The sequence below is a fragment of the Aeromonas sp. ASNIH5 genome, from assembly GCF_002902865.1.
In the GTDB taxonomy this organism is placed as follows: domain Bacteria; phylum Pseudomonadota; class Gammaproteobacteria; order Enterobacterales; family Aeromonadaceae; genus Aeromonas; species Aeromonas caviae.
The window spans coordinates 18,604-44,748 of the sequence record NZ_CP026122.1; the positions used below are offsets into that span (position 1 = coordinate 18,604).

The window sequence follows — 26,145 nt, forward strand, 5'->3', positions numbered from 1 at the left end:
CCGGCATGGTCCGGGCGGTTCTCTATCTGCCCCGCTGGTGATACACTTGCCCGCAAATATCACAGTCAAAGCCCAACGAGTGAAGCAACCGGCCCAACTGTCTTTAGCCGTACAACTACCGGATGATGAAACCTTCGTCAGTTTTTATCCCGGCAACAACGCCCATCTGATCACCGCCCTCAAGAATGCGGCCATCGGTCAGGGCTCGCCCTTCCTCTATTTCTGGGGAGCCAAGGGGTCGGGCCGCTCCCATCTGCTCCATGCCACCTGTGCCGAGGTCAACGCCCGCGACGCGGCGGCGGCCTATCTCTCCCTCGATCAGTTCGAACAGCTTGACCCCAGCATGCTCGATGCTTTGGAGAGCCTGCCCCTGGTCTGTCTTGACAGCCTGGAGGCGATCGCCGGCAACGCCCTGTGGGAGCGGGCCCTGTTCGACTTCTACAATCGCTGGAAGGAGAAGGGGGAGGGGACACTCATCGTTACCGGCTGCAGCGCGCCACGCAAGCTGGGGCTGCAACTGCCGGATCTCGCGTCCCGTCTCGACTGGGGAGTGAGCTTCCACCTCGACGAGCTGGACGACGAGGGCAAACTCAGCGCCCTGCAACTGCGCGCCGAGCTGCGGGGTTTCAAGCTGCCCATCGACGTGGGCCGTTTCCTGCTCAACCGCCTCTCCCGCGACATGCGCACCCTGCTTGCCACCCTCAATCGTCTCGACAACGCCTCCTTCCGTGCCAAGCGCAAGCTCACCATCCCTTTCGTCAAAGAGATCCTCGAGCTCTGAAAACCTATCCCATTAGGCTAACTTATTCGCCATTTTGAACCTGGGCAGTGCTCGAAATCCTCACGTACTACAGTACGCTCCGGTTTCTGCGCGCTGTCCGTGTTCAAACTGCCTTCAACGATTACGCCTACTGGGATAGGTTAATAGGTTATAAGCCCCATAACGACAAACCCCGGGACTTGGCCGGGGTTTGTTTGCGAGCATTACACAGCTATCAGTGGAACTGATCTTCTTCGGTCGAGCCGGTCAGCGCGGTCACCGAGGACTGGCCGCCCTGAATGACGGTGGTCACCTTGTCGAAGTAACCCGTACCCACTTCCTGCTGGTGTGCCACGAAGGTGTAGCCCCGCTCGGCAGCGGCGAACTCGGGCTGCTGCACCATCTCGACATAGTGCTTCATCCCCTCGCCACGGGCGTACTGGTAGGCCAGCTCGTACATGTGGAACCACATGTTGTGGATACCCGCCAGGGTGATGAACTGGTACTTGTAGCCCATGTCGGAGAGCTCCTGCTGGAAGCGGGCGATGGTGGCATCGTCCAGGTTCTTCTTCCAGTTGAAGCTCGGGGAGCAGTTGTAGGCCAGGATCTTGTCCGGGTACTGGGCCTTGATGGCCTCGGCAAATTTACGCGCCTCGTCCAGATCGGGCTTGGCGGTCTCGCACCACACCATGTCGGCGTAAGGGGCGTAGGCCAGGCCGCGGGAGATGGCCTGCTCGATGCCGGCCTGCACCTTGTAGAAGCCCTCGCTGGTGCGCTCACCGGTCAGGAAGCCGGCATCGTAGGGGTCGGCATCCGTGGTCAGCAGATCTGCCGCGTTGGCGTCGGTGCGGGCGATCACCAGGGTGGTGGTGCCGCAGACGTCGGCTGCCAGACGGGCTGCGATGAGCTTTTGCACCGCTTCCTGGCTCGGGACCAGTACCTTGCCGCCCATGTGGCCGCACTTTTTCACGGACGCGAGCTGATCTTCGAAGTGCACGCCGGCGGCGCCCGCTTCAATCATCCCCTTCATCAGCTCGAAGGCGTTCAGCACGCCGCCGAAACCGGCTTCCGCATCCGCCACGATGGGCAGAAAGTAGTCGATGAAGCCCTTGTCCTCTGGTCCAACCTTGTTGGCCCACTGGATCTGGTCGGCCCGGGCGAAGGAGTTGTTGATGCGCTCCACCACGGAGGGGACGGAGTTGGCCGGGTAGAGGGACTGATCCGGGTACATGGTGGAGGAGAGGTTGTTGTCCGCCGCCACCTGCCAGCCGGAGAGATAGATGGCTTCGATGCCGGCCTTGGCCTGCTGCACCGCCTGGCCGCCGGTCAGAGCGCCGAGGCAGTTTACATAGCCTTTCTTGGCGCCGCCGTGGATCAGCTCCCACAGTTTGTCGGCGCCGCGTTGGGCCAGAGTGTGTGTCGGCTGCAGGCTGCCACGCAGGTTCACCACGTCCTCGGCGCTGTAGCCGCGCTTGATCCCTTTCCAGCGGGGGTTTTCTGCCCAGTCTTTCTCGATAGCCTGGATCTGTTGCTCACGGGTCAGTGCCATATCAGTTCCCTCTTTCATTGATTTCACGTTTCCATTGACTTGTTATGGGGGCCGTTACCGGCCCGGGTCTCACAGCCGCTCGTAGCCGGGCAGCGTCAGAAAATCGATGAGTGTGTCGGCGCAGGTGATCTCGTCCATCAGGGCGCTTGCCTCGGCGAAACGGCCCGATTGCCAGCGGGCCTCGCCCACTTCGCCTCTGACCACCTCCTGCTCCTCGGCCAGCATCTGGCGGAACAGCGCCTTGGTCACCACCTGGCCGTTCGACAGGCTCTTGCCGTGGCGGATCCACTGCCAGATGGAGGTGCGGGAGATCTCGGCGGTGGCGGCATCTTCCATCAGTCCGTAGATGGGCACGCAGCCATTGCCGTTGATCCAGGCTTCCAGGTATTGCAGGGCGACGCGGATATTGGTGCGCATGCCCGCCTCGGTGCGATCACCCTCACAGGGGGCCAGCAGATCGGCGGCCGTGATGGGGGCATCTTGCTCGCGCAGCACGCCGATCTGGTTCTGGGCACCCGCCGGAATGGTGGCGTTGAACACCGCCATGGCGGTATCGGCCAGACCGGGGTGGGCGACCCAGGTGCCATCGTGGCCGTTGTCGGCCTCGCGCTGCTTGTCCGCGTGCACCTTGGCAAACACCTGCTCGTTGACGGCCGCGTCCTTGGCCGGAATAAAGGCAGCCATGCCCCCCATCGCCAGCGCGCCGCGTTTGTGGCAGGTCTTGATAAGGAGTCGCGAATAGGCAGAGAGGAATGGCTTGTCCATGGTCACCACCTGACGATCCGGCAGGACGCGATCCGGGTGGTTTTTCAAGGTCTTGATATAGCTGAAGATGTAGTCCCAGCGACCGCAGTTGAGGGCGACGATGTGATCCTTCATCTGATAGAGCAGCTCGTCCATCTCGAATACCGCCGGCAGGGTTTCGATGAGCACGGTGGCCTTGATGGTACCGCGGGGCAGACCGAATTTGTCCTCGGTCCAGGCGAACACCTCGCTCCACCAGCGCCCTTCCAGATGGCTCTGCAGCTTGGGTACGTAGAAGTAGGGACCGGAGCCCTTGGCCAGCAACGCCTTGTGGTTGTGCAGGAAATAGAGGGCGAAGTCGAACAGGCCGCCGGGAATGGGGGCACCATCAAAGGTGACGTGCTTCTCCGGCAGATGCAGACCGCGAACCCGGCAGATGAGCACGGCCGGGTTGGGATTCAGGGTATAAGCCTTCCCCTCCGGGCTCTGGTAGGCAATGGTGCCGTTGACCGCATCGCGCAGGTTGATCTGGCCCTCGATCACCTTGTTCCAGGCCGGGGCCAGGGAGTCCTCGAAGTCGGCCATGAAGACCTTGACGTTGGCGTTGAGGGCATTGATCACCATTTTGCGCTCGACCGGGCCGGTGATCTCCACACGGCGGTCCTGCAGATCGGCGGGAATGCCGCGCACCGTCCAGTCACCATCGCGAATATGGGCGGTCTCTGGCAGGAAGTCCGGCAACTCGCCGCCATCGATACGGGCCTGGCGTGCGACTCGCTGCTTCAGCAGCTCATTGCGTTGGGGAGCGAAACGTTCCACCAGTTCGGACACCAGGGCCACCGCATCCGGCGTCAGGATCTGCGCGTAATCGGGAAGCATCTCGCCTTGAATGCGCAGGCGGGTGCTGCTGATGGTCTGGGCCGGTGCCGACATAGTGGGTACTCCTCCAAAAGTTACATTTTGAATTTATTAACTACGACTAACGTCTATATCCCTTTCTTTCAAACTCCCCGTAACAGCGGGGTAACACGATTCATAAGGTGCAAAAGAATGGCGGATTCGTCAACTTGATTTTTAAAACAGGTGTTTTTTGATGATGGTTAAGATGCTGTTTTAAATGGATTTATGTGATTAGTGCAAAAGCTCTTTGCAGATGGTTATGCTCTTGGGTTGCCGGGGCGGCAGGGGGGAGGATTTCGGTAGAGGGGATGGGTTAAAAATGTAACTAATTACGTAATAAAATTACAAATGCAAAAACAAATCCCGACATTACTCCAAGCTTTGCAAAAACAGCTGTATGAAATGCCTTCGTTCAATCCAGCCTGCATGAGGGCTATGAAGTGACCGGGTAGTGAACCGGTGTTTAAAACTAAAATGTCAAATTGGGTCAAAATGGCGAAGGCGAACAGGAGAGAGGGAAATGACGAGCAATAACGTAGGTTTGTATCACGGCGTGTCCATGAAGGAGAGGGAGGTTGGGCGCAGAAGATGGTCAATTAAACTGATTTTTGAAGAAAAACCAGCATTTTGTCGTTATTTGCGGTGGCGGTCTGTTGGCCGGGGTCAAGGGCGGTGCCGGACAGCAAAACCGGCGTCTTGAACCGCACTATGGTACGGGCTCGTCTCAGTAATCTTCATCCGGGGCGGCGAGATCGATCACATCGAGGTGCACTGAACTGCCAAACCCGTGCTCTGCGGAATCGAGCTCGGAGGGCGTGGGGGAGATCAGGGGCTGAACGGGCTGGGAGTCAACAGCTTGGGTCATGGATGCTTGCCTCATTGATTGCAAGCCGGTCGGTGATTCCATCACCCTAGTGTCCACCTCCCTGTTTTTAGGTTCTTCGCGGGATCTTGGGGAAGTGGAAGTTGACAGACAGGGTGCTGGTAAACTGGCTGTCTCCAAACACACCACCACCATCACCCTGCTGTCGCCGTGCATCATATTGATATTGCCTCCTTCTGGCCAGGTTATACCGTCATCGCCCAAGCGCTTTCTGCCAACCATCACACCCTGTTTACCCTTGAGCCTCGCGCCGACCTGTTGCCCCGTTGTCGCCGATGCCTGCAACCCACGCCATTGATCCACGACCAACGTATCCGCCGGGTGCGTGAGCGAGACCTATTTGACCGACAAGTCTGGTTACAACTGCCTGTTCGCCGCGTCGACTGTCTGCGCTGTGGTCGCGTCAGTGAACATATCGACTGGCTCCCCTCTGGCTCCCGCCTCACCCGGCGCATGCAGTGCTGGATTGAAGCGCTCGTTCAGTACCTCCCCATCCGCCATGTCAGCCAGCTCACCGGGGTCGGTTGGCACACCATCAAGGAGATCGACAAGCGCCGTTTGCAGACCAGTGTGGGCACCATCGAACTTGGGGAGGTGCGGCGGCTGGTGATGGATGAGTTTGCCCTGCACAAGGGACACCGCTATGCCACCGTGATCATGGATGCCGAGCGAACCCGCGTCCTGTGGGTGGGGCACGGCAACAGCCGGGCCGCTATCCGTCCCTTCTTCGAGCAGCTCGGCGAGCGATGCCAGCAGATTGAAGCGGTGGCGATGGACATGAACACGGCGTTCGACCTGGAGGTGAAGCAACACTGCCCGCAGGCGGAGGTGGTCTACGACCTGTTCCACGTGGTGGCTCGCTATGGCCGAGAGGTGGTGGACCGGGTGCGAGTGGAGCAGGCGAATGCACTGAAAAGCGATAAACCGGCGCGAAAAGTGGTCAAAAGTGCGCGTTGGTTGCTGCTACGTAATCGGGCGAAGTTGAGTGAAAAACAGGATGTGAAGTTGCAGGAGCTGTTGGCGGCGAATCAACCGCTGGCGATGGTGTACGTGCTGAAAGAGGGGTTGAAGGGCATCTGGTATGCGCCGAGCGTGTGGGAAGGATGGCGACGATGGCGGAGCTGGATGCGGCAGGTGAAGGAAAGCGGGCTAGCGCCGCTGCAACGATTTGGTCGAAATTTATCGAAATATATGCGGGGGATCCTGGCGAGTGCAAACTACCCGATGCACACGAGTGTGCTGGAAGGGGTGAACAACAAGATCAAAGTGATAAAGCGTATGGCATATGGATTTAGGGACTCAGAATACTTTTTTCTGAAAATCAAGGCGGCCTTCCCCGGAAAGCCGCGATGAACCTGTTTTTATGGCCGGCGGAAAAGTTGCGTATCCTAGCGGCACTTTATGAAAGCTTCAAGTGGTTCTGTATAAAATTCATGCCAATAAAAAGCGGCGACCCGATGAACGGGGGAGGCGAGAAGAAAAAGAGGCAAGCGTCGGGCGTGCAGGCAAAAAAATAGCCCAGTCGTTTGACTGGGCTATTTTCGGGGAATTTGGTCGGTGTGAGAGGATTCGAACCTCCGACCCTCTACACCCCATGCAGATGCGCTACCTGGCTGCGCTACACACCGACGGAGTCAGCTCGGCTGACGGGGAGGAAGTCTAATCGGATGATTTGGCGGGCGCAACTCCTTTTTTATCAGGGAGATGCCGACTGCTTCTTTATTGTTCAGCCAAGATGCAACTTGGGCCCTGGCCGGAGTTTTGGCATAATCGCCGCCCCCTTAGGCGGGCACAGGGTGGCGAACACCCAACTCGGGGCGTTCCGATGTCGCCGGGGCCTTTGGCCTCTCTTTCATTGACAGCATCTTCTGCCGTGGGCTACCGGCTACCGGCTAGCGCGAGGGGGAAGGGGCCCGGTGTGCCCAGGGCCGGGACGCAGCAATCCGGGAGTGCGCGGCCGATGCCGTGCAGGGGCCAGGCAAGCCGACATCATATCGACGAGAGGATCAGGGTGTGAAACCATCTGAAGTTGCAGCACAGATCAGCCAGCGCGAGCAGGACGAACGCTGGATGCGCCATGCCATGGCCCTGGCCGCCAGGGCGGAGGGGATAGGCGAGATCCCGGTGGGCGCCGTGCTGGTGCTGGGGGACAAGATAGTGGCAGAGGGGTGGAATCGCTCCATCAGCGAGCACGACGCCTGCGCCCATGCCGAGGTGATGGCGCTTCGGGAAGCGGGCAAGCAGCTTGAAAACTATCGCCTGCTCGACACCACCCTCTATGTGACGCTGGAGCCCTGCTGCATGTGTGCCGGCGCCCTCATCCACAGCCGGGTCAAGCGGGTGGTCTATGGTGCCCGGGATTTGAAGACGGGGGCGGCAGGGTCTGTGTTCGACATCCTGCTGGATCCCCGCCACAACCACCAGGTGGTACTGACGGGGGAGGTGCTCGCCGACGCCTGCTCGGCCCAGCTGTCGGATTTCTTCAAACGGCGCCGCGCCGAGAAGAAGGCGGCCAGACTCGCCGCGAAAGAGGCGCTTCCTCAAGATGACAGCGGGGCCTGATGGCCCCGTTTGCTTTTATTTCACTGCCAGACCGGCGGCCTGCTTCCCACCGAATATCAACTGCCACCCCTGCGATGAAGCCCGCGCTCTTTGCCGCTGTTGATGTAACAAAACTGTCATGCATCCGCCATATAATGCCGCCAAGCCTAGCTCACATTGAGGTCTTGCATGTCATCGGAATCGTTAAATCTGGTCATGGCGGGCAGTCGAAAACGCCGGATCAAGGATAAATTGGCCAAATATGGCGTCACCACAGGGGGAGCCCTGGTGCTGGTGGCGCTGTTGCTTATCTTCTTCTACCTGCTTTATGTGGTGAAGCCCATCTTCAATGGCGCCAGCATGGAGAGCACCGCTTCCTTCACCCTGCCCATCAAGGGCAAGACCGCCTGGCTCGGGGTCGAGGAGCAAAACGAGATAGGTTACCGCTTCAGTGACCTGGGGAAGGTCAAGTTCTTTGCCGTGCAACCGGATGGCAAGATCAAGACCGGACAGGTGATTGGCGAGGCGCAGGTGAACGGCGAGATCACGGCGGTCGCGCCGCCTGCGCCGGGCCAGAAACTCATCGCCTATGGGTTTGCCGACGGCAAGGCCCAGGTGGTGCAACCCTATTTCAAGATCTCCTATCCCAATGACGTGCGCGTCATCGAGCCCAGTCTGCAATATCCCTTCGGCGAGACCCCCGTGGTGATCGATCCCCAGGGCAAGGCGCTGACGCGCATGGTCTTCGAGGCGACCAAGGACAAGATGGCGACCGCGGCCGTGACCGAAGATGGTCGTGGTGTGCTGATGGTGATGAGCGGCGAGGAGAATTTCCTCTCCGGCGAAATCGAGTGGAGCAACCAGACCTACACCATTCCGTCCCTGCCACGCCATGTTGACCAGATGCTGCTGACCCCGAACCTGCGCCTGTTGTTCGTGCGCGAGGGCAACCGCCTGTCGGTCTATGACATCCACAACCTGAGCGACATTTCCCTGCGCAATGTCATGGAGATCAACGCCCCCAATGCCAGCGTGACCCAGGTGGCCCTGCTCTCCGGTGCGTCCTCCCTGCTGGTGGGCAACGACAACGGCGTCATCTCCCAGTGGTTCGAGGTGGCAAAGGATGGCAAGCGCCAGTTCACCCAGATCCGTGACTTCAAGAGTGACGCGCCGGTCGCCCTGCTGACCCCCGAGCACTTTCGCAAGGGCTTCATCAGCGCAGGCAGCGACGGCACCATCAACTTCTTCCATGCCACCGGCGAAGCCAAGCTGCTTGGCGAGAAGGTTGACGGGGGCAACCTGGCTGCCGTTGCCATCTTTCCTCGCCACAACCTGCTGTTGACCCAGCAGGGGGATGACTTCAAGGTCTTTGACGTCGAGAACGATCACCCCGAGGTAACCTGGTCTGCCCTCTGGCAACAGGTGTGGTATGAAGGCTATCCCGAGCCCCAGTACGTGTGGCAGTCCACCTCCGCCAGCAACGACTTCGAAGCCAAGCTGAGCCTGGTGCCCCTGGTGTTCGGTACCTTGAAAGCCTCCTTCTATGCCATGGTGTTCGCGGTGCCCCTGGGTGTCGCCGGTGCCATCTATACCGCCTACTTCATGTCGGCGGGGCTGCGCAAATACGTCAAGCCGACGGTGGAGATCATGGCGGCGCTGCCGACCGTCATCCTCGGCTTCCTGGCGGGTCTGTGGCTCGCGCCCATCATCGAAGGGGCCCTGCCCGGGGTGATCCTGCTGCTGATCCTGCTGCCCATGGGCATGCTGCTCACCGCCCTGGTGTGGAACTATCTGCCGGAGCGCGGCCGCACCTGGCTGCCGGAAGGCTGGCACGCCATCCTGCTCATCCCTGTGCTGCTGTTCATCGGATGGGGCGCCTTCGCCTTGAGCCCCATCATCGAGAACGCCTTCATGCACGGTGATTCGCGCATCTGGCTGACCCACGACATGGGCATCAAGTTTGACCAGCGCAACTCCCTGGTGGTCGGTATCGCCATGGGCTTTGCGGTCATCCCCACCATCTTCTCCATCGCCGAAGACGCGGTCTTCTCGGTGCCCAAGCACCTGACCCAGGGCTCGCTTGCGCTGGGGGCGACCCCGTGGCAGACCCTGAGCCGGGTGGTGATCCTCACCGCGAGCCCGGGCATCTTCTCGGCGGTGATGATGGGCCTTGGCCGCGCCGTGGGCGAGACCATGATCGTGCTGATGGCCACCGGCAACACCCCCATCATGGACTTTTCCATGTTCCAGGGGCTGCGGACCCTGGCGGCGAACATCGCGGTGGAGATGCCGGAATCGGAAGTGGGCAGCTCCCACTACCGGGTGCTCTTCCTCGCCGCCTTCGTGCTGTTTGTGTTCACCTTCTTGTTCAATACCCTGGCCGAATTCGTCCGCCAGCGGTTGCGTGAAAAGTACAGCTCTCTGTAAGGACTAAGGAATCGACAATGGGTAAGTGGTTTAAATCGGGGGCCCCCTGGATCTGGATGACGGGGGGCGCCGTCAGCCTGAGTCTGGTGGCCGTACTGGGTCTGTTGTTGCTGATTGGCTGGCGTGGTCTGGTCTATTTCTGGCCCCATCCCATCTATGAGTGGCAACTTGAAGATGCAAGCGGCAACAAGAGCGTCCTGATTGGCGAGATCAACGACCGGGAGCTGGTGCCGGTGGAGCGCCTGCGCGCCGCAGGCCAGGCGCTGGAAGGGGAGGAGCGCGAAGAGATTACCCGTTATCTGGTCAAGACCGGCAACCGGGAGTTCGTCGACCTCGATTTTCGCTGGGTGCTGGAGACCGATATCAAATCGCGCACCCAGCCGGCGGAGCTCGCCATGGTGGAACGCGCCACCAACGGCAACTTCTATGGTTACATCACCTCGGTGAAGGAAGATGGCCAGGAGCTGACCACGGATCTGCATCCCGCCTTGCAGCGGGTGCTGGCCCGTGCCAACGGCCTCTCAAGCCAAGCCAACGACCTGCAAAAAGGGGCCATCGGCAGCATCAACTACCAGCTGGAGCGCCTGCGCCTGAAAGAGCGCAAGGCCGAGCTGGATGACAAGCTGACCGATCAGCTTAAAGCCGAGCTGGCGAGCGAGCGTCAGGCCCTGAACGATCGTTATCAGGTGCTGGAAAAAGAGCTCTTCTCCCTGCGTACCCAGGCGGACAGAGACAGCATCACCGTCAAGGACATGCGCGGCGAACTGGTGACCATGCCCATGTCCCGGGTGCTGGATGTGGTCTGGCCCAACGACATGAGCCTGATGGCCAAGGTGGGCCACTGGTTCCACCAGATAGGCAAGTTCGTCTCCGATGACCCCCGGGAGGCGAACACCGAGGGCGGCGTCTTCCCGGCCATCTTCGGCACCGTCTTCATGGTGATCCTGATGGCCATCATCGTGACCCCGCTCGGGGTGGTGGCGGCGGTCTACCTGCACGAGTACGCGGGCAAGAACAGCCTGACCAAGATCATCCGCATCGCGGTGATCAACCTGGCGGGGGTGCCCTCCATCGTCTACGGCGTGTTTGGTCTGGGCTTCTTCGTCTACACCCTGGGGGGCAGCATCGACCGCCTCTTCTACCCGGAAGCGCTGCCGAGCCCGACCTTCGGCTCCCCCGGTGTCATCTGGTCAGCCCTGACCCTGGCCATCCTTACCCTGCCGGTGGTGATCGTCTCCACCGAGGAGGGGCTGGCCCGGATCCCGAGCACCATTCGCCAGGGTTCGCTGGCGCTGGGTGCCACCCAGGCCGAGACCCTGTGGCGCATCGTGCTGCCCATGGCCAGCCCGGCCATCATGACCGGCCTTATCCTGGCCATCGCCCGTGCGGCGGGCGAGGTGGCGCCGCTGATGCTGGTGGGGGTGGTGAAGCTTGCTCCCACGTTGCCGATGGACGGCAACTTCCCGTACCTGCACGTGGAGCGCAAGTTCATGCACCTGGGCTTCCACATCTATGACGTGGGCTTCCAGAGCCCGAACGTCGAGGCGGCGCGTCCTCTGGTCTACGCCACCTCCTTCCTGCTGGTGACGGTGATCGTCGGCCTCAACCTGACGGCGATCGGTATTCGTAACCACCTGCGCGAGAAATTCCGGTCGCTGGAACATTAATCCAGCCATTACAGAGACGGGCAGGGGCCTTCCCTGCCAGCCAGATATTCCGGCAGCGGGCAAGACGTTTGCCCGCTGCCACCAAGAGAATTTGAGGTAAACAGATGATCAACGTAACACCGAGTTCGGCCCCGCACACCGCCACCGACCTGCTCAACCTGACCCCGGAGCAGACTGCGCTGGAGGTGAAGGATCTCAACCTGTACTACGGCAACAAGCAGGCGCTGTTCAACGTCAACATGAAGATCCCCAAGGGGCAGGTCACCGCCTTTATCGGCCCGTCCGGTTGCGGCAAGTCCACTTTGCTGCGCTGCATCAACCGGATGAACGATCTGGTGGAGATCTGCCGCATCGAGGGGGAGATCCAGCTGCACGGCCACAACATCTATGACAAGAGCGTGGATGTCTCCGCCCTTCGCCGTCAGGTGGGCATGGTGTTCCAGCGCCCCAACCCCTTCCCCAAGTCCATCTACGAGAACGTGGTCTACGGCCTGCGCCTGCAGGGCATCAATGACCGCCGTACCCTGGACGAGGCCGCCGAGCGTTCCCTGCGCGGTGCCGCCCTGTGGGAGGAGGTGAAGGATCGTCTGCACGACAATGCCTTTGGTCTCTCCGGCGGTCAGCAGCAGCGTCTGGTGATTGCCCGTGCCATCGCCATCGAGCCGGAAGTGCTGTTGCTCGATGAACCGACCTCGGCGCTGGACCCCATCTCCACCCTCACCATCGAGGAGCTCATCAACGAGCTCAAGAGCCAGTTCACCGTGGTGATCGTGACCCACAACATGCAGCAGGCGGCGCGGGTCTCGGATCAGACCGCGTTCATGTACATGGGGGAACTCATCGAGTACTCGAATACCAACACCATCTTCACCACCCCGGCCAAGAAGAAGACCGAAGACTACATTACCGGTCGTTACGGCTAAGGGATGCCGCTGATTGAGATGAGCAAGATGAGCAAGATGGGCATCAACAAACAGATTGGCAGTCAGTTCAACGGCTAAGGCATAATCGGAGCAACAAGGATTACTGGTATGGACAATATGAACCTCAACAAACACATCTCCGGTCAGTTCAATGCCGAGCTTGAGAGCGTGCGCAACCAGGTACTGGTGATGGGGGGGCTGGTGGAGAAGCAACTCACCGACGCCATCGCCGCCATCCATGGCCAGGATCTGGATGCGGCGCGCAAGATCGTGGCCAACGACCACAAGGTCAACGCCATGGAAGTGGCGATCGACGAGGAGTGCACCCGCATCATCGCCAAGCGTCAGCCCACCGCGTCCGACCTGCGGCTGGTGATGGCCATCATCAAGACCATCACGGATCTGGAGCGGATCGGCGACGTGGCGGACAAGATTGCCCGCATGCTGACCGACAACGCCAACAAGCCCCAGCCACCGCTGGTGTCGCTGGAGAACATGGGGCGTCGCACCATCAAGATGCTCCACGACGTGCTCGACGCCTTCGCCCGCATGGATCTGGATGCCGCCCTGGCGGTCTACAAGGAAGATGACAAGGTGGACCGCGAATACGAGTCCATCATCCGCGAGCTGATGACCTACATGATGGAAGATCCGCGCACTATACCGCAGGTGCTGAACGTCTTGTGGGCGGCACGGGCCATCGAGCGGGTCGGCGATCGCTGCCAGCACATCTGCGAGTACATCGTCTACTACGTCAAGGGCAAGGATGTGCGTCACACCAAGGCCGATGACCTGAGCGATCTGCTGGGCAAGGGCTGATGGGGCGCCTTTGGTGGAGCTCCCGTCGCGGCTGCACGATGGGAATCCAACTCTGATTGAATAAAAAGGCGCTTTGAGCGCCTTTTTCATTGCATGGCACGGCAGTTCAAGATAACGCCACCCAGCGGGCGCTTTTCTGCTAGAATATGGCCCCTGTGTGAGTCCCGGATGGAGTCACGGTCCGGTTTCCCGGGCCCAGTTTGCCGTCTTGTGCTAAGGCGGCTGTAGCAATAGGTTAATCATGAGTTTTGCCGATAGTTTGTTCTTTCTGATGCTGCTGGTCGCCGGCAGCGTGTTCTTCTCACTCTCCGAGATCTCCCTTGCCGCCTCCCGCAAGATCAAGTTGCAGGTGATGGCCGACGAGGGCAACCGCCACGCCGAGAAGGTGCTGGCATTGCAGGCCCAGCCGGGCAACTTCTTTACCGTGGTGCAGATAGGCCTCAATACCGTCGCCATCCTCGGCGGTATCCTGGGGGAATCCGCCCTCAATCCCGCCATCAGGGAGCTGATTGCCGGCTTCTACCAGGGGCCCTGGCTCGGCCAGATTAGCTCTGCGGCCTCGTTCGTCTTCGTCACCGGCATGTTCATCCTGATAGCGGACCTGATGCCCAAGCGCCTTGCCATGACCATGCCCGAGCGGATCGCTGTTGTGGTGGTGCGTCCCATGATGCTGTGCGTCACCTTGCTGATGCCGCTGGTGTGGCTGTTCAACGGCATGGCCAACGGCCTGTTCCGGCTGATGCGCATCTCCATGGTGCGCAACGACGAGATCACCTCCGACGATATTTATGCGGTGATGGATGCAGGTGCCGAAGCCGGTGTCATCCAGCGCGAGGAGCACCAGCTCATCGAGAACGTGTTCGAGCTCCAGTCTCTGGGTGTCACTTCCGCCATGACGGCGCGGGAGAGCCTCATCTACTTCACCCTGCAAGAGGGGGAGGAGAGCATCAAGGCGAAGATCGCCGAGCACCCCCACAACAAGTTCCTGGTGTGCGACCACAACCTCGACAGCATCAAGGGGTTCGTGGATGCCAAGGAGCTGCTGATCCGCGTCATCAGCGGCCAGAGCATCGATCTCAACAGCGGCTCCCTGGTGCAGAACGTCATCATCATTCCCGACACCCTCAACCTCTACGAGGCAATGGAGTACTTCAAGAACCATCGCGGCGATTTTGCGGTGGTGATGAACGAATACGCCCTGGTGGTGGGCATCGTCACCATGAATGACCTGATGAGTACCGTCATGGGGGAGTGGGCCACCCACGTGGTGGAAGAGCAGATCGTCCAGCGGGACGAGAACTCCTGGCTGGTGGACGGGGTGACCCCCATCTCCGACGTGATGCGCGCCTTCGACATCGAGGAGTTCCCGGAAAACCAGAACTACGAGACCATCGCCGGTTTCATCATGTACATGCTGCGCAAGATCCCCAAGCGCACCGACTCGGTCAAATATGCCGGTTACAAGTTCGAAGTGGTGGACATCGACAGTTACAAGATTGACCAGTTGCTGGTCACCCGGGTAGAACCTGCGAGCAATGAGAAGCCCGCTCAGGAATCCTAAAGGAGTTCGTTAGCAATCATGAAGATGAAGACTCATTCCCGTGCGCTGGCCTGTGTGGCGCTCGCCCTGGCACTGGGTGCCTGCAGCCAGAGCGCACCGCGCAAGCCGGTGACGCCTGCCAAACCCGTCGCTCCCCAGCCTGCCGTAGTGGTCCCGCAGCAGGATCCCGATGCGGTGGTGCAAAGCGCCGTGGCAGAGCCCAGCCCGGTGTTCGACGAGGAGTATCACGGCCCGGATCAAGGGTCGCTTGAATCGGTCACCGCCCTGTTTGCCCGGGGTTACATCGAATCCGCCATGCGCGAGACCATGCTGGCGGCGGTGCACAGCGACTATCCGCTGCTCGGCATGCGGGACGTGCGTCTCACTGACCCTGTTGCCAAGTTCCTCACCTCGGCCCAGGCACGCACCACGGCCCACGACTACCTCTATGCCGGGGTGCAGCGTCGGCTGGGCCGCCCGCTCAGCCCCGCCCAGTGGGAGCCGATCTGGCAGGGCTATCCCCAGCAGGGCCGGGTCTCCGACTGGGTCAAGCAGACCAAGCGGGTGCTGGCCGGGCGCTGAGTCCCTCTGGTTATCGGCGGCTGTGCCCGCCTTGATCCCCTGTTTCACAAGAGGTCATCCCCCGGGGTGGCCTCTTGTCGTTTCAGTGCCTGGCCAGGTGATGCCTGTGCCGGGGAGACCTCCCTTTGTCGCCATCATCCTGAGCTTGCCCGGATTTGTTCGTAGCCCCCGATTGCCTCTTGTTCTACTTTGGGTCATGATATTTGGGATTTCTAGCCGTCTAGATGTTTTGATGGCTTAATGTGGTTTCACACAATAAACACCCGTCATGGCGGGGAGACGCAGAGAGACAGAGATGGACAAGCAGGATTTGTGGGTACTCGATGGCGGTATGGGCCGTGAACTGGCGCGGCGTGGTGCGCCGTTCCGTCAACCGGAGTGGTCGGCACTGGCGTTGATGGAAGCGCCCGAGACGGTGCGCGAGGTACACCAGGCCTATGCGACGAGCGGTGCCCGGGTGATCACCACCAACAGCTATGCCCTGGTGCCCTTCCATATCGGCGAGGCGCGCTTTGCCGCCCAAGGGGAGGCACTTGCAGCTCTGGCCGGGCAACTGGCCCGAGACGTGGCCGACGAACAGGGGGGAGCCGTCAAGGTGGCCGGTTCCTTGCCGCCGCTCTTTGGCTCCTATCGTGCGGACCTCTATCAGGCCGAGCGGGTGAGCGAGCTGGCGACACCGCTGATCCGTGCCCTGTCACCCCATGTGGATCTCTGGCTGGCGGAGACCATGAGCCTCATCGCCGAGCCCCTGGCCCTCAAGGCCCTGCTGCCCGAGGACGGCAAGCCGTTCTGGGTCTCCTTTACTCTGGAAGACGAGGCGCCGGGCAGCGAGCCCACCCTGCGCTCCGGCGAGCGGGTGGCGGATGCCGTGACCGCGTTGGCGTCGGCCGGGGTGGATGCCATCCTGTTCAACTGCTGCCAGCCCGAGGTGATTGAAGGGGCGCTCAAGGTGGCCGTCGCCGCGTTGCAGGTTCAGGGGCGCACCGACGTTCGCCTCGGCGCCTATGCCAACGCCTTCCCGCCCCAGCCCAAGGAGGCGACTGCCAATGACGGTCTGGACGAGATCCGCGGCGATCTGGGGCCGCTGGATTACCTCGGCTGGGCCGAGCGCTGGCGCAGAGCCGGGGCAAACCTCATCGGCGGCTGCTGCGGCATCGGCCCGGAACACATCGAGGCGCTGGCCAGCCGGCTGCGTTAAGGAGCGCCCATGAAAGAGAGCAAGATCGGGCTCTGGTCCCTCACTGCGCTGGTGTTCAGCTCCATGGTGGGGGCCGGCATCTTCAGCCTGCCCCAGAACATGGCCGATGTGGCGGGCGCCCGCGCCGTGCTGATCGGCTGGGCCGTCACCGGGGTCGGCATACTGGCGCTGGCCATGAGCTTCCTTTACCTGTCGCGGCTCAAACCCGAGCTCGACGGCGGCATCTACAGCTATGCCCGGGCCGGCTTTGGCGAGCTGGTGGGGTTCTTCTCCGCCTGGGGATACTGGCTCTGTGCCACCATCGGCGTGGTGGGTTATCTGGTGATCGCCTTCGCGGCGCTGGGCAGCTTTGTCGATACGCCGGAGCGGGTCTGGTTTGGCGAGGGCAACACCTTGGCGGCCTTCATCGGCGAGTCCTGCATCCTCTGGGCGGTGCACCTGCTGGTGGCCCGAGGCGTACAGCAGGCGGCCCTGTTCAATCTGGTGGCGACCCTGGCCAAGAGCCTGCCGCTGCTGCTGTTCATCCTATTCGCCTGCTACTGGTTCGATCCGGTCACCTTTGCGGCGGATCAGGAGGGCAGCACCCTGGCGGTACCGGTCTCCGAGCAGGTGCGTAACACCATGCTCATCACCCTCTGGGTCTTCACCGGCATCGAAGGGGCAGCGGTGCTCTCGGCCCGGGCGAGAAACAAGCGGGATGTGGGCACCGCCACCGTGCTCGGAGTGGTGCTGGCGCTGCTGCTCTATGTGCTCATCTCGGTGCTGGCGCTCGGAATATTGAGCCGCCCGGAGCTTGCGGCCCTGCCCAACCCCTCCATGGCGGGACTGATGGCCCAGATGACGGGTTCCTGGGGCAAGCTGCTCATCAGCGCCGGCCTCATCGTGTCGGTGCTCGCCTCCTACGTGAGCTGGACCCTCTTCTCGGCCGAGGTGCCGTTCAGCGCGGCGCGTCACGGGGCCTTCCCGGCCATCTTCCGGCGCGAGAACCGCAACGGCACCCCCATCGCCTCGCTCTGGCTCACCAGCCTGACCGTGCAGGGCTGCTTGCTGCTGGTGTGGCTGCTTGGCAAGGGGTACACCAACCTGCTGCTCATCTCCACCTCCATGATCCTGGTGCCCTACCTGCTCATCGGCCTCTTCCTGCTCAAGCTGGTCTTCAGTGGCAAGGGTGGGCAGGGCCGCGGCCTGATGCGGGTGGTGGCGCTGGTGTCGAGCGGTTATGGTTTCTGGCTGCTCTACGCCGCCGGGGTGGAGTACCTGCTGCTGTCGCTTCTGCTCTACGGGCCGGGTCTGCTGCTGTTTCTCTACAGCCGTCGCCAGCTCGGCGCCGAACAGCGGCTCAGCGGGCGCGAACGGCTGCTGGCCGGGGTGACGCTGCTGAGCCTGATCCCCGCCGTCTGGTCGTTCGTTCACGTCTGACCCGGGGGGTGTCCCTGTCATGAAAAAGAGCGCCCCTGGGCGCTCTTTTTTATCCTGGTCGGTGGGTCAACCGCTGGTGGGGCCCGCCGGTTTGCCAAACAGCACGGCGAGCTTTTGCCGCCAGGGGAGGCCCCGGGCCTCTTGCAGCATGTCGCGCCACTCGTGGAAGGTGAGGGTGAGCGGGTTGAAGCTGTGGATTGGCTTGGTGATGCCGAAACGGCACGGCTCGCCCAAGTCTTCTTCCACGAAGGTGCCAAACAGCCGGTCCCAGATGATGAGCACGCCGGCGAAGTTGCGATCGATGTATCTGGCGTTGCTGGCGTGGTGCACCCTGTGGTGGGAGGGGGTGTTGAAGATCCATTCAAGTTTGCCCAGCTTGCCCACCACCTGGGTGTGGACGAAGAACTGAAAACCCAGGCTCAAGAGTACGGTGGCCACCACCGCCTCGGGGGGGAAGCCGATGAGGATCATGGGGATCCAGAACAGCCACATGCCGGAGACCGGATACATCAGGCTCTGGCGAAAGGCGGTGGAGAGGTTGAGCCGCTCCGAGCTGTGGTGCACCACGTGGGAGGCCCAGAGCCAGCGCACATGGTGGCTCGCGAAGTGGAACAGCCAGTAGCAGAGATCCTGCAACAGAAAGAGCAGCAAAAGGCTCCAGAGGTTCAGTTCGATATCGAATAGTCGCCAGCCCCAGAGGGTGTCATAGAGATAGGCGATGGCAATGGCAGCCAGGGCATCGCCCCCCTGATGCATCAGTGCCAGGGTGGCATTGGCGAAGAGATCCTTCCACTGGTAGCCCGCTGTGGGATAGGCGGTGCCGTGTTTTCGCAGGTAGAGCATCTCCCAGCCGATGAAGACCAGAAAGAGAGGCGAGAGGTAGAGCAGGAGCAGTTGCACATCCATGTGAGCCATCCGGTTGGACCAGTTGGATGTCAGCATACCGGATGAATTTAAAATTTCATTAACATCCTTGCTCGTTGGCGTGGTGACAACCCGATGGCAAAAGGCTGTGGCAAGCAATGCGCCAGGGAGATGATCTGGGGGGAAGGCAAGCATAGAAGAGGGAGCCATGGGCTCCCTCTTCGTGCTGGTGCATCGCGGGTTATAGCACCTGGCTCAGGAACTGGCGCAGGCGCGGGGAGGGTGGATTGTCGAAGAAGTCGGCGGGTTTCTCGTCCACCAGCAGCTCGCCACTCTCCATGAAGAGCACCCTGTCCGCCACTTCCCGGGCAAAGCCCATCTCGTGGGTCACCACCACCATGGTCATCCCTTCGCGGGCCAACCCCTTCATGACGTCCAGCACCTCTCCCACCATTTCGGGGTCGAGGGCGCTGGTGGGCTCGTCAAACAGCATGATGCGCGGCTGCATGGCGAGCGCCCGGGCGATGGCCACCCGCTGCTGCTGGCCGCCGGAGAGCTGGGAGGGGTAGCTCTGGGCCTTGTTGGAGAGACCGACCTTGAGCAGCAGGGCCTTGGCCCGCTCCTCAGCCTCCTGGCGAGAGAGTCCTCTCACCTTCTGGGGGGCCAGGGTGATGTTGTCCAGCACCGTCAGGTGAGGGAAGAGATTGAAGGACTGGAACACCATGCCCACCTCTTCCCGCAGCTTGTTGACATCCCCGGGTTCGGTGAGGCTGATGCCGTCGACCACGATATTGCCATCGTTGATGGTCTCCAGCTGGTTGAGGGTGCGCAGGAAGGTGGACTTGCCCGAGCCGCTCGGCCCCACGATCACCACCACTTCCCCTTCGGCCACCTGGGTGCTGACGTTTTTCAGGGCGTGCACCTCGGTGCCGTAGAACTTCTCTACACCGGTCGCCTTGATGATGGGATCAGTTGCTGCGCGCATAGTTCACCTCCAGACGACGCACCGGGAAGGGGCAGGGAGTGCCGGTGATGGCAGAACGTTTCGACACCGATGGCGCCTTGATAACGGGATCAGTTGCTGCGCGCATATTTCACCTCCAGACGACGCACGAGGAAGGAGAGAGTGCCGGTCAGCACCAGATAGAGCAGGGCCACGGTGAACCACACCTCGAACGGGCTGAAGGTGGAGCTGACCACTTCGCGCCCCGCCTTGGTGAGATCCGTGATGGAGATGACGGAGACCAGAGAGGAGTCCTTGATGAGGTTGATGAACTGACCCGCGAGCGGTGGCAGCACCCGTTTGAAGGCCTGGGGCAGGATGACGTAGCGCATGGTCTGGGCCGAGGTCATGCCAAGGCTTCTGCCCGCTTCCATCTGCCCCTTGTGAATGGAGCTGATGCCGGCGCGCACGATCTCCGCCACGTAGGCGCCGGTGAAGACCGCGAGCGCCGCCACACCAGCGGTGAATCGGTCGAGGTTCAGCACGGTGCCGATAAAGAAATAGACGATGAAGATCTGCACCAGCAACGGGGTGCCACGGATGAGCTCCACATAGGTCACGGCCAGGTTGCGCAGGGCCGGATTGGGGGAGAGGCGGGCGAGCCCGGCCAGGGTGCCAAGCAGGATGGCGAAGATGCCCGCCACCAGGGATAGCTTGACCGTGACCCAGACGCCCCAGGCAATGGGGCCGGCGGTCCAGCTCAGTTGCACATCCAGGGTATCGCCGAGGAAGACGGTATCCCCTTCAGCCAGCTGGGAGCCCTTGGGAGCGATGGCCTGACGGCGGCTGGGGTCGAGATCGTCTTGCAGGAAGAGCTGTCCCTTGTCCGCCACCACGGTGCCGTCAAACTCGGCATAGTGTTTCTGTTCTGCCTGATAGGCGATGTACTGGGGAATGCGTTCCCAGCGCCAGGTGTAATCCACTGCCTGCACGGCCTTGTAGATGCCGAAAATGGCGGCCAGCACCAGCAGCAGGAAGATCCCGTGCCAGAGCAGCTGATTGGGCTGTTTTTCCATCTGTCTTGTGAGTTTGGGGTTGATCACTGTCACAACCTCTTTTGTCGTTATCGTGTGGGGAGTCTGCGTGAAGGGGCGGCATGCCGCCCCTTTGAGAGGTTATTTGAGCTGGTTCAGCCAGGCGGTGGATTCAAACCACTTCTTGTAGAGACGGTCGTAGCTGCCGTCGCCCTTGATCTGGCGCAGGTAGTTGTTGAACCAGTTGAGGGTGTCCTGATCCCCCTTGCGGATGGCCCAGGCCAGCGGCTCGAAGGTGAACGGCTTGTCGAGGTGCACCACGGCGCCCTGGTTCTGGGACGCGAAGATGGCGTTGTAGGGCAGGTCGTAGACGAAGGCATCCACCTTGCCGTTGATCACTTCCAGCTTGGCGTCATCCTGGGTTTCAAACTGCAGCAGGGTGGCTTTGGGGATCATGCGCTTGACCGCTTGCTCGCCGGTGGTGCCGAGTTTGACCGCGATCTTGTATTTGGGATCGTTGAGGTCCTGGAAGGATTTGATTTCGCCCGCCTTGTCTTTGCGAAGCACGATGGTCTGGCCGACGACGATGTAGGGATCGGCAAAGTTCACGCGCAGGTTGCGCTGGGGAGTGACGGTCATGCCGCCCATGATGACGTCGAACTTGTCGGTCAAGAGCGCGGGGATGATGCCGTCCCAGGCGGTGTTGACGAACTCCACCTTCACGCCCATCTCCTTGGCGACCATCTTGGCGAGATCCACGTCAAAGCCGATATACTGGCCCTGCTTGTTGGTCATCTCGAAGGGTTGATAGCCGGCATCGAAGCCGACCCGCAGCACACCGCGTTCCAGCACGGCATCCAGGGTGGAAGTGGGCGCGGCGTTGGCCAGCCCGCACAGCAGCAGGGTAGAAAGAATGAGTTTTTTGATCATAAATGACGTCTCTGTCGTAAATGTGGTCGGCCTTGAACCTGCTCCCGTGCGACTCCATGGCACAAGAGACTGCTGCATCCGGCAGCAGGCAAGACAGGATTATTGTCTTGGTCGGGGCAAAAGCCCCATATGAGATTCTATGAATGGTTCGTTGGATGAAAAATGTACCAAAACCTGTTTGTGCCAGAAGACTCAATAAGTTATGGAGACTTTTATCCCTCGTGGTGACTCATAAAACCACATGAAAACAACATATCTATCTAATGGCGCCGGTTCAAGTGCAAAATATCCGGCGGCCGTCTCGGTGGAAAATCCGGGCACAGACAGGGCGTTGTCCGGCCCGCTTCACGAGGAATGGGGCGTGCGAGTCGGGCTAATATTTTGGTTCTTCGCGGGATCTTGGGGAAGTGGAAGTTGACAGACAGGGTGCTGGTAAACTGGCTGTCTCCAAACACACCACCACCATCACCCTGCTGTCGCCGTGCATCATATTGATATTGCCTCCTTCTGGCCAGGTTATACCGTCATCGCCCAAGCGCTTTCTGCCAACCATCACACCCTGTTTACCCTTGAGCCTCGCGCCGACCTGTTGCCCCGTTGTCGCCGATGCCTGCAACCCACGCCATTGATCCACGACCAACGTATCCGCCGGGTGCGTGAGCGAGACCTATTTGACCGACAAGTCTGGTTACAACTGCCTGTTCGCCGCGTCGACTGTCTGCGCTGTGGTCGCGTCAGTGAACATATCGACTGGCTCCCCTCTGGCTCCCGCCTCACCCGGCGCATGCAGTGCTGGATTGAAGCGCTCGTTCAGTACCTCCCCATCCGCCATGTCAGCCAGCTCACCGGGGTCGGTTGGCACACCATCAAGGAGATCGACAAGCGCCGTTTGCAGACCAGTGTGGGCACCATCGAACTTGGGGAGGTGCGGCGGCTGGTGATGGATGAGTTTGCCCTGCACAAGGGACACCGCTATGCCACCGTGATCATGGATGCCGAGCGAACCCGCGTCCTGTGGGTGGGGCACGGCAACAGCCGGGCCGCTATCCGTCCCTTCTTCGAGCAGCTCGGCGAGCGATGCCAGCAGATTGAAGCGGTGGCGATGGACATGAACACGGCGTTCGACCTGGAGGTGAAGCAACACTGCCCGCAGGCGGAGGTGGTCTACGACCTGTTCCACGTGGTGGCTCGCTATGGCCGAGAGGTGGTGGACCGGGTGCGAGTGGAGCAGGCGAATGCACTGAAAAGCGATAAACCGGCGCGAAAAGTGGTCAAAAGTGCGCGTTGGTTGCTGCTACGTAATCGGGCGAAGTTGAGTGAAAAACAGGATGTGAAGTTGCAGGAGCTGTTGGCGGCGAATCAACCGCTGGCGATGGTGTACGTGCTGAAAGAGGGGTTGAAGGGCATCTGGTATGCGCCGAGCGTGTGGGAAGGATGGCGACGATGGCGGAGCTGGATGCGGCAGGTGAAGGAAAGCGGGCTAGCGCCGCTGCAACGATTTGGTCGAAATTTATCGAAATATATGCGGGGGATCCTGGCGAGTGCAAACTACCCGATGCACACGAGTGTGCTGGAAGGGGTGAACAACAAGATCAAAGTGATAAAGCGTATGGCATATGGATTTAGGGACTCAGAATACTTTTTTCTGAAAATCAAGGCGGCCTTCCCCGGAAAGCCGCGATGAACCAATATTTTTGCCCGGCCCATAGGCTCCCTCTGTGTCTTGTCATGGGCTTCCCATATACTCAGCCATCCCCATTGGAAGGTTCAGGAATGGACGCCTCAATTCTGCTCAATCTGGACGTATTTACCCTGATGTTGATGGCCCTTGGGGGCTACAGCCTGGGATTCATCACCCTCTCCATCATCTGGTCGACCCACAGGGAAATACCCGGTCTCGGGCTCTGGTGGTGGTCCAGCCTCTGTGCCCTGGCGGCGCAATCGCTCTTCTTCATGCAGGCATTTGCCCCCCATATCGCGGGGATCTGGCTGGCCAACCTGCTCATCACCTTCTGCCTCGCCCTGATGCCACTCGCCATCCAGCGCTTCTTCGGGGAGCCGCCAAACTGGCGAGCATTCACCCTCTTCATGCTGGTCTACCTACTTATCCTCTGCTGGAGCGTCATCTTCAACGACAAGATGGCCCCCCGGGTGCTGCTGGCCTGCCTGAGCTACATGATGGTGGGGGCGGTGATTGTCTGGCTCATCTGGCGTCATGGCTACCCTGACTATCTGCCTGCTGTGCTGGTGTTCACCGTGGTCAACATCCTGCTCTACGGTTTCAATCTGGTGCGCATGGGGGCCCTGCTCGGCGGCGAGGTGCGGGTCCTGATGGATCAGCATGCGGTCAATGTGCTCCCCTTCCTCTCCATGCTGATGGGCAACTATCTGTCGACCTTCGGGGTGCTGCTGCTCTGTACCCAGTACCGGGCCCTGGCCCTGCGTCGACAGGCCAGCCAGGATCCCCTGACCGGCCTCCTGAACCGGCGCGGCTTCATGGATCACTGCGTGACGATGGCAAGGCAGGGGGCGCTGGTGGTGCTGGATCTCGACGACTTCAAGCAGATCAACGATCGCCACGGTCACGAGACCGGGGACAGGGTGCTGGAGGCGGTGGGTCGCTATCTTGCCGGCCAGCGGGATCTGGTGGCCAGCCGCTTCGGCGGGGAAGAGTTTGTGCTGCTGTTGCCCGAGCGGGACCCCCTGGCCCAGCAGGCGCGCTGCGAGCAGATCCGCCAGGGGATAGAAACGCTGGGGCTGAAGGGGGTCCGGGTGACGGCCAGCCTGGGGTGGGCGCCTAGCGCCCGCGAATGGCACTTTGACACCCTGTTCAGCCAGGCAGATCGCGCTCTCTATCAGGCCAAGCGGGAGGGCAAGAACCGGATTTGTCAGGGGGCCTGATCCCCCGTCAGGCCATGCCCGGCCGGTGGCCGTCGGCTCCGACCGGACAAAGGCATACCGAGTCAGCCACCTGGTCGCATCAGACCAGTATGGCAGCCTGTCAGCTTGTCAGCGGTGCAGCTCCCCCGCGCGTTCCGGCTGATAGACCACTTCCAGGATCTCCACCTGGATGGTGCGACCGGCCGGCCCCGGCCAGGCGATGCTGTCACCCACCTTGAGCCCCAGCAGGGCGCTGCCCACTGGCGCCAGCACGGAGATCTTCGACTCGTCCCCCTGCACATCCTTCGGATAGACCAGCGTCAGGCAGAAGTCGTTGCCGCTGTTTTGCATCTTGAAGCGCACCGTGCTGTTCATGGTCACCACGTCCGGCGGCATGTCGGCGGGTTCGCGGATCTCGGCGCGATCCAGCTCCTCTTGCAGGGCAAGGTGCTGGGGGTGGTTGCCAAGCAGCTGTTCGATGCGATCCAGATCCAGGCTGGAGATGACGAGATGAGGCTGTTTCATAGGGTATTTCCTTATCAATGACTGAAGGGACCAGGATGACGGGCAGACTGGTCGACAAAAAACGGTGCAAGGGTAAAAAGCAGACAGCAAAAGCGATGCCCCCGAGCGACTCGCGCAGCGGGGCGAGGGCGGGGGCTCAGCGGGGTGTGAGCGTACTGGAAAAAATCATGATTGCTTTCATGGAGATACCATAACCATTCTGGGGTGGTTTGGCAATTGGGCGGACTTTCTCATCAGGGAGCCTGGTAATCGTACTGGTGCAGGATGCGCGCGAGGCTGCCATCCTCCCTCATTTCCTGAATGACCCGGCGCCAGCGCAGCGCCTCGCTGCGGGAGAAGCGGGGACTGGCGGCCAGGTAGAGGGTGCTCTGCTGCAAGGTCTCGCCCCGCACCAGATCCGGGAGCGGCAGACCCGCCCGCTGCTGGTTGTAACGGGCGGTGTTCCAGGCCACCGCCCATGCCTGGATGCGGCCGCGCGCCAGCTTGCTGGCGTTGCTGACCTCCTCGGTGACCAGCTCCCGGGTCACCCCTGTCAGCGGCTGGATCAGGCTCTGGCTATGGGAGCCACGCATCACGCCAACGGTGAGACCTGGCAGTGTCTTCATGGAGAGCGGCGCTGGATGGTGACGGCGATGGCTGACCAGCACGAAGGCCTCCTCCAGCAGGGGGGCAATCCAGAGAAACAGTGGTTCGCGCTGGGGATTTCGGGCCGGGGGCAACAACAGGACATCCGGGCGGTGGCTGGCCTGGCTGAGGGCGCGAGCCAGCGGCATCAACTCGATCTCGAGCGGTTCCCCGAGGCGGCGGGCAGCCTCCTCCAGCACCTCGATGGCCATGCCGCTCGGCGCACCCTGCTGGGCGCGGATCACATAGGGGGGAATGTCCGCGGCCACGACGACCACGGCACGGGCCGAAAAGGCGCAGACGATCAGAGGGGAGAGCAGCAGAAGCAGAGTAACAAGGCGCATGGATGTTCGGGTCCGGGATGAGTACAGAGAGTGTAACATCCCGTTACGC

General features: G+C 61.0%; 24 protein-coding genes and 1 tRNA gene. 14 read left to right on the top strand and 11 right to left on the bottom strand.

The genetic code is table 11. The annotated features are described in order from the left end of the window. The first annotated feature begins 79 nt into the window (after positions 1 to 79). Positions 80 to 781 (top strand): DnaA inactivator Hda, encoded by a 702-nt coding sequence (gene hda, locus C2U30_RS00080; protein ID WP_010675272.1) that lies wholly within the window; start codon positions 80 to 82, stop codon positions 779 to 781. Between the two features lie 214 nt (positions 782 to 995). Here hda and aceA read toward each other — a convergent pair whose 3' ends face one another. From aceA to C2U30_RS22745, 3 genes are all read right to left on the bottom strand, one after another. Next, positions 996 to 2,309: an isocitrate lyase gene (gene aceA / locus C2U30_RS00085; protein WP_010675271.1), complete on the bottom strand. Its 1,314-nt coding sequence runs from the start codon at positions 2,307 to 2,309 to the stop codon at positions 996 to 998. Positions 2,310 to 2,378: 69 nt separating this feature from the next. Next, positions 2,379 to 3,986 carry a malate synthase A gene (gene aceB, locus C2U30_RS00090; protein WP_103242895.1) on the bottom strand — a complete coding sequence of 536 codons (1,608 nt, stop codon included), beginning with the start codon at positions 3,984 to 3,986 and terminating at the stop codon, positions 2,379 to 2,381. Positions 3,987 to 4,677: 691 nt separating this feature from the next. After that, complete coding sequence (locus C2U30_RS22745) at positions 4,678 to 4,818, bottom strand: hypothetical protein (protein ID WP_010675269.1); 141 nt, start codon at positions 4,816 to 4,818, stop codon at positions 4,678 to 4,680. Positions 4,819 to 4,986: 168 nt separating this feature from the next. Here C2U30_RS22745 and C2U30_RS00095 point away from each other — a divergent pair, with 168 nt between their 5' ends. Together C2U30_RS00095 and C2U30_RS22550 are read left to right on the top strand one after the other, a co-directional pair. Continuing rightward, positions 4,987 to 6,189 carry an ISL3-like element ISAeme19 family transposase gene (locus C2U30_RS00095; protein WP_076611394.1) on the top strand — a complete coding sequence of 401 codons (1,203 nt, stop codon included), beginning with the start codon at positions 4,987 to 4,989 and terminating at the stop codon, positions 6,187 to 6,189. Then, the gene (locus tag C2U30_RS22550; RefSeq protein ID WP_158654762.1) at positions 6,186 to 6,353 is read left to right on the top strand and encodes a hypothetical protein; all 168 of its coding nucleotides are present in this window, start codon (positions 6,186 to 6,188) and stop codon (positions 6,351 to 6,353) included. Before C2U30_RS00095 ends, C2U30_RS22550 begins: the two co-directional genes overlap by 4 nt. Before the next feature lie 34 nt (positions 6,354 to 6,387). Here the strand turns inward: C2U30_RS22550 and C2U30_RS00100 are convergent. Beyond that, positions 6,388 to 6,464: transfer RNA gene (locus C2U30_RS00100), tRNA-Pro, on the bottom strand. 385 nt (positions 6,465 to 6,849) lie between these two features. On the opposite strand from C2U30_RS00100, the gene tadA reads away from it, so the two are divergent. The 9 genes from tadA to C2U30_RS00145 all read left to right on the top strand — a co-directional run bounded on the left by tadA (position 6,850) and on the right by C2U30_RS00145 (position 17,952). Continuing rightward, positions 6,850 to 7,398, top strand: a complete 549-nt coding sequence (gene tadA / locus C2U30_RS00105; RefSeq protein ID WP_103242896.1) for a tRNA adenosine(34) deaminase TadA — start codon at positions 6,850 to 6,852, stop codon at positions 7,396 to 7,398. Positions 7,399 to 7,566: 168 nt separating this feature from the next. Next, positions 7,567 to 9,804 carry an ABC transporter permease subunit gene (locus C2U30_RS00110; protein WP_103242897.1) on the top strand — a complete coding sequence of 746 codons (2,238 nt, stop codon included), beginning with the start codon at positions 7,567 to 7,569 and terminating at the stop codon, positions 9,802 to 9,804. 17 nt (positions 9,805 to 9,821) lie between these two features. After that, positions 9,822 to 11,471, top strand: a complete 1,650-nt coding sequence (gene pstA, locus C2U30_RS00115; protein WP_042864111.1) for a phosphate ABC transporter permease PstA — start codon at positions 9,822 to 9,824, stop codon at positions 11,469 to 11,471. A 104-nt stretch (positions 11,472 to 11,575) separates the two neighbouring features. After that, positions 11,576 to 12,394, top strand: a complete 819-nt coding sequence (gene pstB / locus C2U30_RS00120) for a phosphate ABC transporter ATP-binding protein PstB (protein WP_010675264.1) — start codon at positions 11,576 to 11,578, stop codon at positions 12,392 to 12,394. 108 nt (positions 12,395 to 12,502) lie between these two features. Continuing rightward, positions 12,503 to 13,213, top strand: coding sequence for a phosphate signaling complex protein PhoU (gene phoU / locus C2U30_RS00125; RefSeq protein WP_029314752.1), 711 nt, complete (start codon positions 12,503 to 12,505; stop codon positions 13,211 to 13,213). A 241-nt stretch (positions 13,214 to 13,454) separates the two neighbouring features. Next, positions 13,455 to 14,774 carry a hemolysin family protein gene (locus C2U30_RS00130; protein WP_041213150.1) on the top strand — a complete coding sequence of 440 codons (1,320 nt, stop codon included), beginning with the start codon at positions 13,455 to 13,457 and terminating at the stop codon, positions 14,772 to 14,774. 18 nt (positions 14,775 to 14,792) lie between these two features. Next, positions 14,793 to 15,335, top strand: a complete 543-nt coding sequence (locus C2U30_RS00135) for a hypothetical protein (RefSeq protein ID WP_199767313.1) — start codon at positions 14,793 to 14,795, stop codon at positions 15,333 to 15,335. Between the two features lie 295 nt (positions 15,336 to 15,630). Then, on the top strand, positions 15,631 to 16,533 hold the full coding sequence (locus tag C2U30_RS00140; RefSeq protein ID WP_039040257.1) for a homocysteine S-methyltransferase family protein: 903 nt from the start codon (positions 15,631 to 15,633) through the stop codon (positions 16,531 to 16,533). A 9-nt stretch (positions 16,534 to 16,542) separates the two neighbouring features. Next, positions 16,543 to 17,952 (top strand): basic amino acid/polyamine antiporter, encoded by a 1,410-nt coding sequence (locus C2U30_RS00145; RefSeq protein ID WP_043153853.1) that lies wholly within the window; start codon positions 16,543 to 16,545, stop codon positions 17,950 to 17,952. A gap of 66 nt (positions 17,953 to 18,018) precedes the next feature. Here C2U30_RS00145 and C2U30_RS00150 read toward each other — a convergent pair whose 3' ends face one another. From C2U30_RS00150 to C2U30_RS00165, 5 genes are all read right to left on the bottom strand, one after another. Then, positions 18,019 to 18,858, bottom strand: coding sequence for a sterol desaturase family protein (locus C2U30_RS00150; RefSeq protein ID WP_029314750.1), 840 nt, complete (start codon positions 18,856 to 18,858; stop codon positions 18,019 to 18,021). Between the two features lie 199 nt (positions 18,859 to 19,057). Then, entirely contained in the window at positions 19,058 to 19,801 is a 744-nt protein-coding gene (locus C2U30_RS00155) for an amino acid ABC transporter ATP-binding protein (RefSeq protein WP_010675257.1), read from the bottom strand. Beyond that, positions 19,785 to 19,907: a hypothetical protein gene (locus C2U30_RS23015; protein ID WP_257707084.1), complete on the bottom strand. Its 123-nt coding sequence runs from the start codon at positions 19,905 to 19,907 to the stop codon at positions 19,785 to 19,787. Before C2U30_RS23015 ends, C2U30_RS00155 begins: the two co-directional genes overlap by 17 nt. After that, positions 19,891 to 20,835: an amino acid ABC transporter permease gene (locus C2U30_RS00160; protein WP_041201654.1), complete on the bottom strand. Its 945-nt coding sequence runs from the start codon at positions 20,833 to 20,835 to the stop codon at positions 19,891 to 19,893. The genes C2U30_RS23015 and C2U30_RS00160 overlap by 17 nt, the downstream gene beginning before the upstream one ends. 99 nt (positions 20,836 to 20,934) lie before the next feature. Next, positions 20,935 to 21,723: a transporter substrate-binding domain-containing protein gene (locus C2U30_RS00165; protein WP_010675255.1), complete on the bottom strand. Its 789-nt coding sequence runs from the start codon at positions 21,721 to 21,723 to the stop codon at positions 20,935 to 20,937. A 481-nt stretch (positions 21,724 to 22,204) separates the two neighbouring features. Between C2U30_RS00165 and C2U30_RS00170 the strand changes: the two genes are divergently transcribed. Together C2U30_RS00170 and C2U30_RS00175 are read left to right on the top strand one after the other, a co-directional pair. Beyond that, a complete protein-coding gene (locus C2U30_RS00170) occupies positions 22,205 to 23,407 on the top strand; it encodes an ISL3-like element ISAeme19 family transposase (RefSeq protein ID WP_076611394.1) in 1,203 nt (400 codons plus the stop codon). An 89-nt stretch (positions 23,408 to 23,496) separates the two neighbouring features. Next, the gene (locus C2U30_RS00175; protein ID WP_010675254.1) at positions 23,497 to 24,624 is read left to right on the top strand and encodes a GGDEF domain-containing protein; all 1,128 of its coding nucleotides are present in this window, start codon (positions 23,497 to 23,499) and stop codon (positions 24,622 to 24,624) included. 108 nt (positions 24,625 to 24,732) lie between these two features. Here C2U30_RS00175 and rnk read toward each other — a convergent pair whose 3' ends face one another. Both rnk and C2U30_RS00185 read right to left on the bottom strand, forming a co-directional pair. Then, on the bottom strand, positions 24,733 to 25,128 hold the full coding sequence (gene rnk, locus C2U30_RS00180; protein WP_010675253.1) for a nucleoside diphosphate kinase regulator: 396 nt from the start codon (positions 25,126 to 25,128) through the stop codon (positions 24,733 to 24,735). Between the two features lie 233 nt (positions 25,129 to 25,361). Next, complete coding sequence (locus tag C2U30_RS00185; RefSeq protein ID WP_010675251.1) at positions 25,362 to 26,096, bottom strand: substrate-binding periplasmic protein; 735 nt, start codon at positions 26,094 to 26,096, stop codon at positions 25,362 to 25,364. Between the last annotated feature and the right edge of the window lie 49 nt (positions 26,097 to 26,145).

Coding starts and splice junctions, on each gene's coding strand:
- C2U30_RS00150 (WP_029314750.1), bottom strand. CDS start 18,858: ATGGATGTGCAACTGCTCCTGCTCTACCTCTCGCCTCTCTTTCTGGTC.
- C2U30_RS00185 (WP_010675251.1), bottom strand. CDS start 26,096: ATGCGCCTTGTTACTCTGCTTCTGCTGCTCTCCCCTCTGATCGTCTGC.
- C2U30_RS23015 (WP_257707084.1), bottom strand. CDS start 19,907: ATGCGCGCAGCAACTGATCCCGTTATCAAGGCGCCATCGGTGTCGAAA.
- C2U30_RS22550 (WP_158654762.1), top strand. CDS start 6,186: ATGAACCTGTTTTTATGGCCGGCGGAAAAGTTGCGTATCCTAGCGGCA.
- C2U30_RS00160 (WP_041201654.1), bottom strand. CDS start 20,835: ATGGAAAAACAGCCCAATCAGCTGCTCTGGCACGGGATCTTCCTGCTG.
- rnk (WP_010675253.1), bottom strand. CDS start 25,128: ATGAAACAGCCTCATCTCGTCATCTCCAGCCTGGATCTGGATCGCATC.
- pstA (WP_042864111.1), top strand. CDS start 9,822: ATGGGTAAGTGGTTTAAATCGGGGGCCCCCTGGATCTGGATGACGGGG.
- C2U30_RS22745 (WP_010675269.1), bottom strand. CDS start 4,818: ATGACCCAAGCTGTTGACTCCCAGCCCGTTCAGCCCCTGATCTCCCCC.
- aceA (WP_010675271.1), bottom strand. CDS start 2,309: ATGGCACTGACCCGTGAGCAACAGATCCAGGCTATCGAGAAAGACTGG.
- pstB (WP_010675264.1), top strand. CDS start 11,576: ATGATCAACGTAACACCGAGTTCGGCCCCGCACACCGCCACCGACCTG.
- C2U30_RS00140 (WP_039040257.1), top strand. CDS start 15,631: ATGGACAAGCAGGATTTGTGGGTACTCGATGGCGGTATGGGCCGTGAA.
- C2U30_RS00110 (WP_103242897.1), top strand. CDS start 7,567: ATGTCATCGGAATCGTTAAATCTGGTCATGGCGGGCAGTCGAAAACGC.
- C2U30_RS00155 (WP_010675257.1), bottom strand. CDS start 19,801: ATGCGCGCAGCAACTGATCCCATCATCAAGGCGACCGGTGTAGAGAAG.
- phoU (WP_029314752.1), top strand. CDS start 12,503: ATGGACAATATGAACCTCAACAAACACATCTCCGGTCAGTTCAATGCC.
- C2U30_RS00130 (WP_041213150.1), top strand. CDS start 13,455: ATGAGTTTTGCCGATAGTTTGTTCTTTCTGATGCTGCTGGTCGCCGGC.
- C2U30_RS00165 (WP_010675255.1), bottom strand. CDS start 21,723: ATGATCAAAAAACTCATTCTTTCTACCCTGCTGCTGTGCGGGCTGGCC.
- aceB (WP_103242895.1), bottom strand. CDS start 3,986: ATGTCGGCACCGGCCCAGACCATCAGCAGCACCCGCCTGCGCATTCAA.
- C2U30_RS00135 (WP_199767313.1), top strand. CDS start 14,793: ATGAAGATGAAGACTCATTCCCGTGCGCTGGCCTGTGTGGCGCTCGCC.
- C2U30_RS00145 (WP_043153853.1), top strand. CDS start 16,543: ATGAAAGAGAGCAAGATCGGGCTCTGGTCCCTCACTGCGCTGGTGTTC.
- C2U30_RS00175 (WP_010675254.1), top strand. CDS start 23,497: ATGGACGCCTCAATTCTGCTCAATCTGGACGTATTTACCCTGATGTTG.